The organism is Bacillus sp. 522_BSPC (assembly GCF_001076885.1).
Lineage (GTDB): Bacteria > Bacillota > Bacilli > Bacillales > Cytobacillaceae > Niallia > Niallia hominis.
Map to the genome: position 1 here is coordinate 1 of NZ_JVDT01000163.1, position 7,059 is coordinate 7,059.

At 36.9% G+C, this 7,059-nt stretch carries 6 protein-coding genes and 1 riboswitch; of the genes, 5 read left to right on the forward strand and 1 reads right to left on the reverse strand.

The window, feature by feature from the left end; all coding sequences use genetic code 11:
* Positions 1-49: 49 nt before the first annotated feature.
* Positions 50-1,000: an L-lactate dehydrogenase gene (locus tag ADJ83_RS14055; RefSeq protein ID WP_031540178.1), complete on the reverse strand. Its 951-nt coding sequence runs from the start codon at positions 998-1,000 to the stop codon at positions 50-52.
* Positions 1,001-1,376: 376 nt separating this feature from the next.
* A riboswitch (TPP riboswitch) is annotated at positions 1,377-1,476 on the forward strand.
* Between the two features lie 140 nt (positions 1,477-1,616).
* Here ADJ83_RS14055 and tenA point away from each other — a divergent pair.
* The 5 genes from tenA to treP all read left to right on the forward strand — a co-directional run bounded on the left by tenA (position 1,617) and on the right by treP (position 6,899).
* Positions 1,617-2,303 carry a thiaminase II gene (gene tenA / locus ADJ83_RS14060; protein WP_031540179.1) on the forward strand — a complete coding sequence of 229 codons (687 nt, stop codon included), beginning with the start codon at positions 1,617-1,619 and terminating at the stop codon, positions 2,301-2,303.
* Positions 2,300-2,896: an ECF transporter S component gene (locus ADJ83_RS14065; protein WP_031540180.1), complete on the forward strand. Its 597-nt coding sequence runs from the start codon at positions 2,300-2,302 to the stop codon at positions 2,894-2,896. Before tenA ends, ADJ83_RS14065 begins: the two co-directional genes overlap by 4 nt.
* Complete coding sequence (locus tag ADJ83_RS14070; protein ID WP_035416772.1) at positions 2,874-4,490, forward strand: ABC transporter ATP-binding protein; 1,617 nt, start codon at positions 2,874-2,876, stop codon at positions 4,488-4,490. The genes ADJ83_RS14065 and ADJ83_RS14070 overlap by 23 nt, the downstream gene beginning before the upstream one ends.
* A gap of 16 nt (positions 4,491-4,506) precedes the next feature.
* Positions 4,507-5,190 carry an energy-coupling factor transporter transmembrane component T family protein gene (locus ADJ83_RS14075; RefSeq protein WP_268817948.1) on the forward strand — a complete coding sequence of 228 codons (684 nt, stop codon included), beginning with the start codon at positions 4,507-4,509 and terminating at the stop codon, positions 5,188-5,190.
* Positions 5,191-5,465: 275 nt separating this feature from the next.
* Positions 5,466-6,899: a PTS system trehalose-specific EIIBC component gene (gene treP, locus ADJ83_RS14080; protein ID WP_048718075.1), complete on the forward strand. Its 1,434-nt coding sequence runs from the start codon at positions 5,466-5,468 to the stop codon at positions 6,897-6,899.
* Positions 6,900-7,059 lie beyond the last annotated feature (160 nt).

Here is a 7,059-nt window from a genome sequence, read left to right on the forward strand (position 1 = left end):
CGTTCGTATTTATTGTTAGCTGAAATGTTTATGTCCCAGCCTCTCTAACTTAATTTAAAGCAGAGTTCATTGTTTGTTTAAGTACTTCCACAGAGTGGTTAAATTGTTCTGCTTCTTTTTCATTTAGTTTTAGTTCAAGAACCTCACGGATTCCTTGACGATTAATAATAGCAGGAACACCAATATAGATATCTTTATGGCCATACTCTCCATCTAGGTATGCAGATACTGGTAAAATAGAATTTTCATTTCCAAGAATCGCTTTGGTAATACGGACAAGGGACATTCCGATTCCATAATAAGTCGCACCTTTACGCTCAATAATATGATAAGCAGCATCGCGGACATTAATGAAAAGTTCATCTAGGTCTTTTTGAGAGTATTGATCATTTTTAGCTAGCTTTGTATCAATGCTTTCTAATCCAATGGTTGTACTACTCCATACTGGTAGCTCTGTATCTCCATGCTCACCGATAATAGCAGCATGAATGTTGCGTGTATCTACATCGAAATACTCCCCTAGCATATAACGGAAACGGGCAGAATCTAATGTAGTCCCAGAACCGATTACTCGCTCTTTAGGAAGACCAGACTCTTTCCAAACGACATAAGTAAGAATATCAACTGGGTTTGTGGCAATTAAATAAATGCCATCAAATCCGCTAGCAGTAATTTCTTTCACAATGCTTTTGAAGATGCTTGTGTTTTTGGCAACTAAATCTAAACGAGTTTCTCCTGGCTTTTGAGGTAGACCTGCAGTGATAACAATTAAATCAGCATCTCCACAGTCAGAATAGTCGCCTGCCCATACTTTCGTTGGAGCCGGGGCAAATGGGATCCCATGATTTAAATCCATTGCTTCCCCTTCTGCTCTTTTTTTGTTTACATCAATTAAAACAAGTTCTTCTGTAACACCTTGGTTAATTAATGAATAAGCATAGCTACATCCTACAGCACCTGTACCAATTAAAACGACACGATTTATATTTTGTTGTTTCATCTTTTGCAACTCCCTTTTTCAAATTTAATAGATTAATAGTATTTAAAGCTATTTCATTACAAATGGAGAACAAGATTCGTTAAACAATTACTTTGTAGCTACTTTTCTCCATAGTATCTTATAAATCTTTCTTTTGTAAAATGTTATTACTGTTTATATAGTGATTATATACTTAAATTATGTGAAAAACATCACATGAATATGTCTATTTTGTGAAAGTTCTTCAATAATAGGAATTCCCAGCCACATATTAGAAGTTACTTTAAAAATATACCCTTTTAACAAATGAGGTAAGCAGAATAATTAAAAAAGAATGAAGGGAAAATGATTGACAAAAATTAGAGGTTTTAGGTAATGTATTAAGTAATTGAATAGGAAAATCCACTGGGGGAGCCTTTTTGGCTGAGACAAGAATACTTGGACCCTTTGAACCTGATCTAGTTCATACTAGCGTAGGAAAGTGGAGTCGGCCTAGAATAATACTGTTATTTTATTCATGATAAAGCCACTCCATTTTTTGGAGTGGCTTTTTAGCATTGCAAAGTTGCTCCATGTTTTCCTTTTCATTAAAAATCTTAATGTAGGTCTTCTAGGACCAAAAGAAGGAGGAAATCAAGTGAGTTTTTCACAAGAATTACGCAAGCAAGCTGAACCAATCTTTCAGGCAATTTTTGAACATCCATTTGTTCAAGGGATTGGCAAGGGGGATTTAAAGAAAGAACAGCTCATTCATTATGTGAAACAAGACTTTGAATATTTAAATGCCTTTATGAAGATTTACGGATTGGCGATTTCAAAAAGCACGAACAGAAAGGATATAGAGCTATTTAATAACCAAATTTCCTTTGTGCTACATAGTGAAACACATCCGCATAATAATTTTTGTGAAGTAGCAGGTGTTAAATACGAGGACCTACAAGGGTTTCCGGTAGCTCCTTCTGCTCACCATTATATCCGACATATGCTAACGGTTGCCCATCAAGGCGGCATAGCGGATATTATAGCAGCTCTTTTGCCTTGTCCATGGACTTATGTAGAAATCGGGAAAAGGCTTTTAGAAAAGGTAAATCCAGATAGTACCCATCCTTTTTATGACTGGATCCATTTCTATGGTGATGGTCCTATGACTGTCACAACACCTCTTTGTCAGCGATTAGATGAACTTGCTGAAACGCTTAATGAAGAACAGAAAGGCAAGCTAATGGAGTATTTTCTATTAAGCTGTCAACTAGAATATAAGTTTTGGGATATGGCTTATCATCTAGAAGAGTGGCCAGTGAAAACCTTTGAGGTGATTGTATGAACTGGAAAATTAAAGAGGTAGTCTTATTAGTTGTAATTGCCGTAGCATGTGGGGTTCTTTATATGGGATGGTCCACTTTATGGCTCCCAATTTCCGCACTTGTCGGGCCAGTTGGAGCTAACTTTATGTTCGGAATATGGGTTATTGCGAGTCCAATCGTTGCCTATATTATACAGAAACCAGGTGCGGCCTTAATAGCAGAAGTAGTTGCAGCATCAGTAGAGCTTTTAATTGGCAGCCATTTTGGTTTATCCGCATTATTAATAGGCGTATTTCAAGGAATTGGAGCGGAAATAGCTTTTGCAGTCTTCCGCTATAAAAAATACCATGTTTCAGTCTTAATGCTGTCAGGGGCACTCGCAGCTTGTGGAAGCATGTTATATAGCATTATTGCGAATGGTTTTTCCTATTATACGACGACGACACTCATTCTAACCTTTATTATACAGGTAATTAGTGGTCTTCTTTTAGGAGGATTATTAGCCAAAGCAATTGTGGAGGGGCTTGGTAAAACAGGTGTCCTGAATGGATATGCTATTTGTAGATCGAATCGGAAGAAGGAGAATAATGATGAGTTCATTGTTAGGATGTAATCATCTATCTGTGCGCTTTTTTGAGGACAAGGAGCCTGTCCTCAAAAAAGTTACACTGCATATTAATCAAGGAGAAAAGGTATTAATTCTCGGTCCGAGTGGCAGTGGGAAATCTACTATTATATCTGTTTTAGCTGGCATTATTCCGGAACATATAGAAGCCTATGTGTCAGGAGAAGTAATTAGAAGGAAAAGGGCAGGTGTCCTTTTCCAAAATCCTGATACACAGTTTTGTATGCAGCATGTAGATGAAGAAATTGCCTTTAGTTTGGAAAATAGAAAAGTGCCTAGGGAACAAATGGATGGGATAATCTTTGAGGTGCTTGAAACAGTAGGATTAATGATAGAGCCACATACCCCTATTGCAAACCTTTCAGGAGGAATGAAGCAACGGTTAGCGCTAGCTTGTCTATTAGCATTAGAGCCAGAAGTACTCTTTTTGGATGAACCCACTGCGCAGCTTGATCCTTCTGGCAGAAAAGAAGTTTTTGAAGTGATAAAAAATACAGCAGCTAGAACTGGTCAAACGATGGTGATGGTCGAACATGTTTTAGATGGATGTATAGAATGGATGGATCGTGTTATTCTCTTGAATAAAAATGGGCAGATAATTGCTGATGGGAAACCTGAAATGGTCCTTAGACAGTACAAAGAGGAGATGCGAGAAGCTGGAATTTGGATTCCCCAAGTCTACCCTTGTAAGTGGGAGGAATTCATTCAAAATGAAAGTCATCCAAGGAGATTAGAACTAATCAATAAGTATGAAAGCCAAAATGGCATAGAAAAGTCTGGAGGGCTTGACGATCCGCTTCTTGAAGTGAAGCATTTAGAAGCTGCTTATAATAAAGAAACCATTCTAGAAAACATAGATTTAACCGTGAATAAAGGAGAATGGATTGCGGTAATTGGGAACAATGGGGCAGGTAAAAGTACTTTCTTAAAGATCCTTGCTCATTTGAAAAAGAGCAAAAAGGGAGATATTCACTTTCATGGAAAGGCCTTGAAAAAGTGGAGAGAAAGAGACTTATATCAGCACTTAGGCTTTGTATTCCAAAATCCGGAGCTTCAATTTATTAATCAAACGGTCTTTGATGAAATTTCGTTTTCTGGTATGCAGTATCAATGGAAGGAAGCGGATATTAATCAGCGAACTATAGAGCTTTTGAAGGAATTTGGTTTAGAGCCATTTCAAAATCAGCATCCTTTTAGCCTTAGCTTTGGACAGAAAAGAAGATTGAGTGTAGCGACCATGCTGTTATTAGATCAAGATATTCTTTTATTAGATGAACCTACCTTTGGGCAAGATGCGAAATCTTCTCATGATTTATTACAGGTTCTTGAAAAAAGAAAGAAGGAAGGAACTTCTATTATAATGGTTACACATGATATGGATATTGTCGATCAATATGCAGATAAGGTTGTAGTCCTACATCAGAAGAATATTGCTTTTTCTGACCATCCATATCTTCTTTTTTCCAATCAAGAGCTTTGTAAAGAGCTAGCTGTTGTACCTCCTCTTCATTATCAATTAATCGCAGATTTAAAGGAGGCTGGAGACAATCAAAAGCAACGAGTCTTACCTATCACATCTTAATCCAGCGATAAAATTAATGACACATATTTTGTTAATGGTTATCTTAATGACGATTCAAAGCGCATTTTCTACATTAGCAATCTGGATATATGTGATGTTACTTGGTTTAATGCTAGGAGGATGGAAGGGGAAATTTCTTGTTAAAGTGCTTCTTCCTTATTCCGTCTTTTTTGTACTTACATTTTGGATGTTGGCAGCATTTGGAAAAGGAGAAACAGTTGTTTGGAAGTGGGCATGGTTTCAAGTAACAGAAGAAAGTATAAGAAGTGGCTTCCTTATTTCTATGCGCATGCTTGCCTTCGTTACAATTGGCCTGCTTTTTACTACAACGACTAATTTATATGAATTAATGATGAGTCTTATCCATCAATGGAAATTGTCTCCGAAATGGGCATATGGAATGCTGGCAGGATTTCGCTGTATTCCCATGTTTCAATCTGATTTAGCACAATTGAAAGAAGCACATCGGGTTCGAGGGTATAAACATAGCGGAACATGGAAAGCCTTCTTCCGTTATGCGGTTCCTTTGTTGACACAAGCTATACGTCGTTCAGAGCAAATGGCAATGGCGATGGAGGTAAGAGGATTTACAGGGGAAAGGGATCGAACGTATTTTCAAAAAACGTTTATCACTTTATATGATTATCTTTATATTAGTGTGATGTTAATTGTGGGAATTTCTCTGGCACTATTACTGTGAGTTATAAATAAGCAGATCTATACATTTATTTATTACAATAGCATTTTATCTTTTTGTAGGGAATAAATTGTAGAGGTCTGTTTTTTTTTTGCGCACTAGTTTCCTATCTTTTTCTGTTTCAAAATATTTATTTTTTATTATATTGACACCTCCTGTATATACAACTATAATGAAAACGTAATCAAAAACTTGTATATACAGGTTTTAGGTATGCAATAGGAATTATAAATGATTGATAAATACATGGGAGAAAAGGAAAAAAGGAGGAAAGAATGATGGGGAAATACACAGAACAGGCAAAAGAACTTCTTGAACACGTTGGTGGAAGCGAAAACATTTCTGTTGTGACACATTGTGCAACAAGAATGCGCTTTGTTTTAAACGATTCATCTAAGGCTGATATAGACAGCATTGAAAAAATAAAGCTTGTAAAGGGAACATTTACGCAAGCAGGGCAGTTTCAGGTCATTATCGGAAATGAAGTCTCATCTTTTTACAATGAATTTATTGCTATTGCAGGAGTGAGTGATACATCAAAGGATGAGGCAAAAGTAGCGGCAAAACAAAACATGAACTTTCTGCAAAGAATGATAGCCCATTTAGCGGATATTTTTACCCCTCTAATCCCAGCTATCGTAGTTGGGGGATTAATTCTTGGTTTCCGAAACGTAATTGGAGAAATCAAATTAGTAGAAGACGGAACAAAAACTTTAGTAGAGGTTTCACAATTTTGGGCGGGAACAAATAGTTTCTTATGGTTAATAGGGGAAGCAATATTTCACTTCCTGCCTGTAGGGATTACGTGGGCAGTGGCAAGAAAAATGGGAGCTACTCCAATTCTTGGGATTGTATTAGGGATTACATTAGTATCCCCGCAATTATTAAATGCTTATTCGGTAGCTTCTGCAGAAGAAATTCCATTTTGGGATTTTGGTTTTGCTCAAGTTGACATGATTGGTTATCAAGCGCAAGTGATTCCAGCTATTTTAGCGGGTTTATTACTTTCTTTCCTAGAGTTACGTTTGCGTAAAATAGTGCCAAATGCCATTTCGATGATTGTTGTACCATTCTTTGCATTAGTGCCTACTGTTTTAATTGCCCATACCGTACTAGGTCCAATCGGATGGAAGATAGGTTCAGTCATTTCAGATGTTGTATACTCTGGATTAACCTCTACTTTAGGCTGGTTATTTGCAGCAGTATTTGGTTTTGCTTATGCACCACTTGTCATTACAGGATTACATCATATGACGAATGCAATTGATTTACAATTAATGAGTGAATTTGGTGGAACAAATCTATGGCCAATGATTGCATTATCCAATATTGCACAAGGATCAGCGGTACTTGCGATGATTTATTTAAATAGAAAAGACGAAGAAGAAAAACAAGTATCCATTCCAGCAACAATCTCTTGTTACTTAGGAGTAACAGAGCCTGCCATGTTTGGTATAAACTTAAAATACGGCTTCCCATTTCTAGCCGCAATGATTGGGTCTTTATTTGCCGCCATTATCTCTGTTGGATCAGGTGTAATGGCAAACTCTATTGGAGTAGGTGGAATACCAGGATTTCTATCAATTCAACCGAAATATATGGTTACCTTCGCAATCGCGATGGTTGTTGCAATTGTAATACCAATTATTCTAACAATCATTTTCTCTAAACTTAATATGGGGAAAGTTTCGTTAAAAAGAGTAAAAGGATAAACCTTTATTAATAAGAGCCAAAATTATTCCCTTAAAGAGGAATAGTTTTGGTTTTTTGTTTTCAAGTGAAAGTGGATGCTCTCTGCGCCTGTTAGTAGGAAAAGAAAGACGAAAAGGTAACAGAGAGCCCGTCTCTGAGCCCGAAAACAGGAAAAGAAAG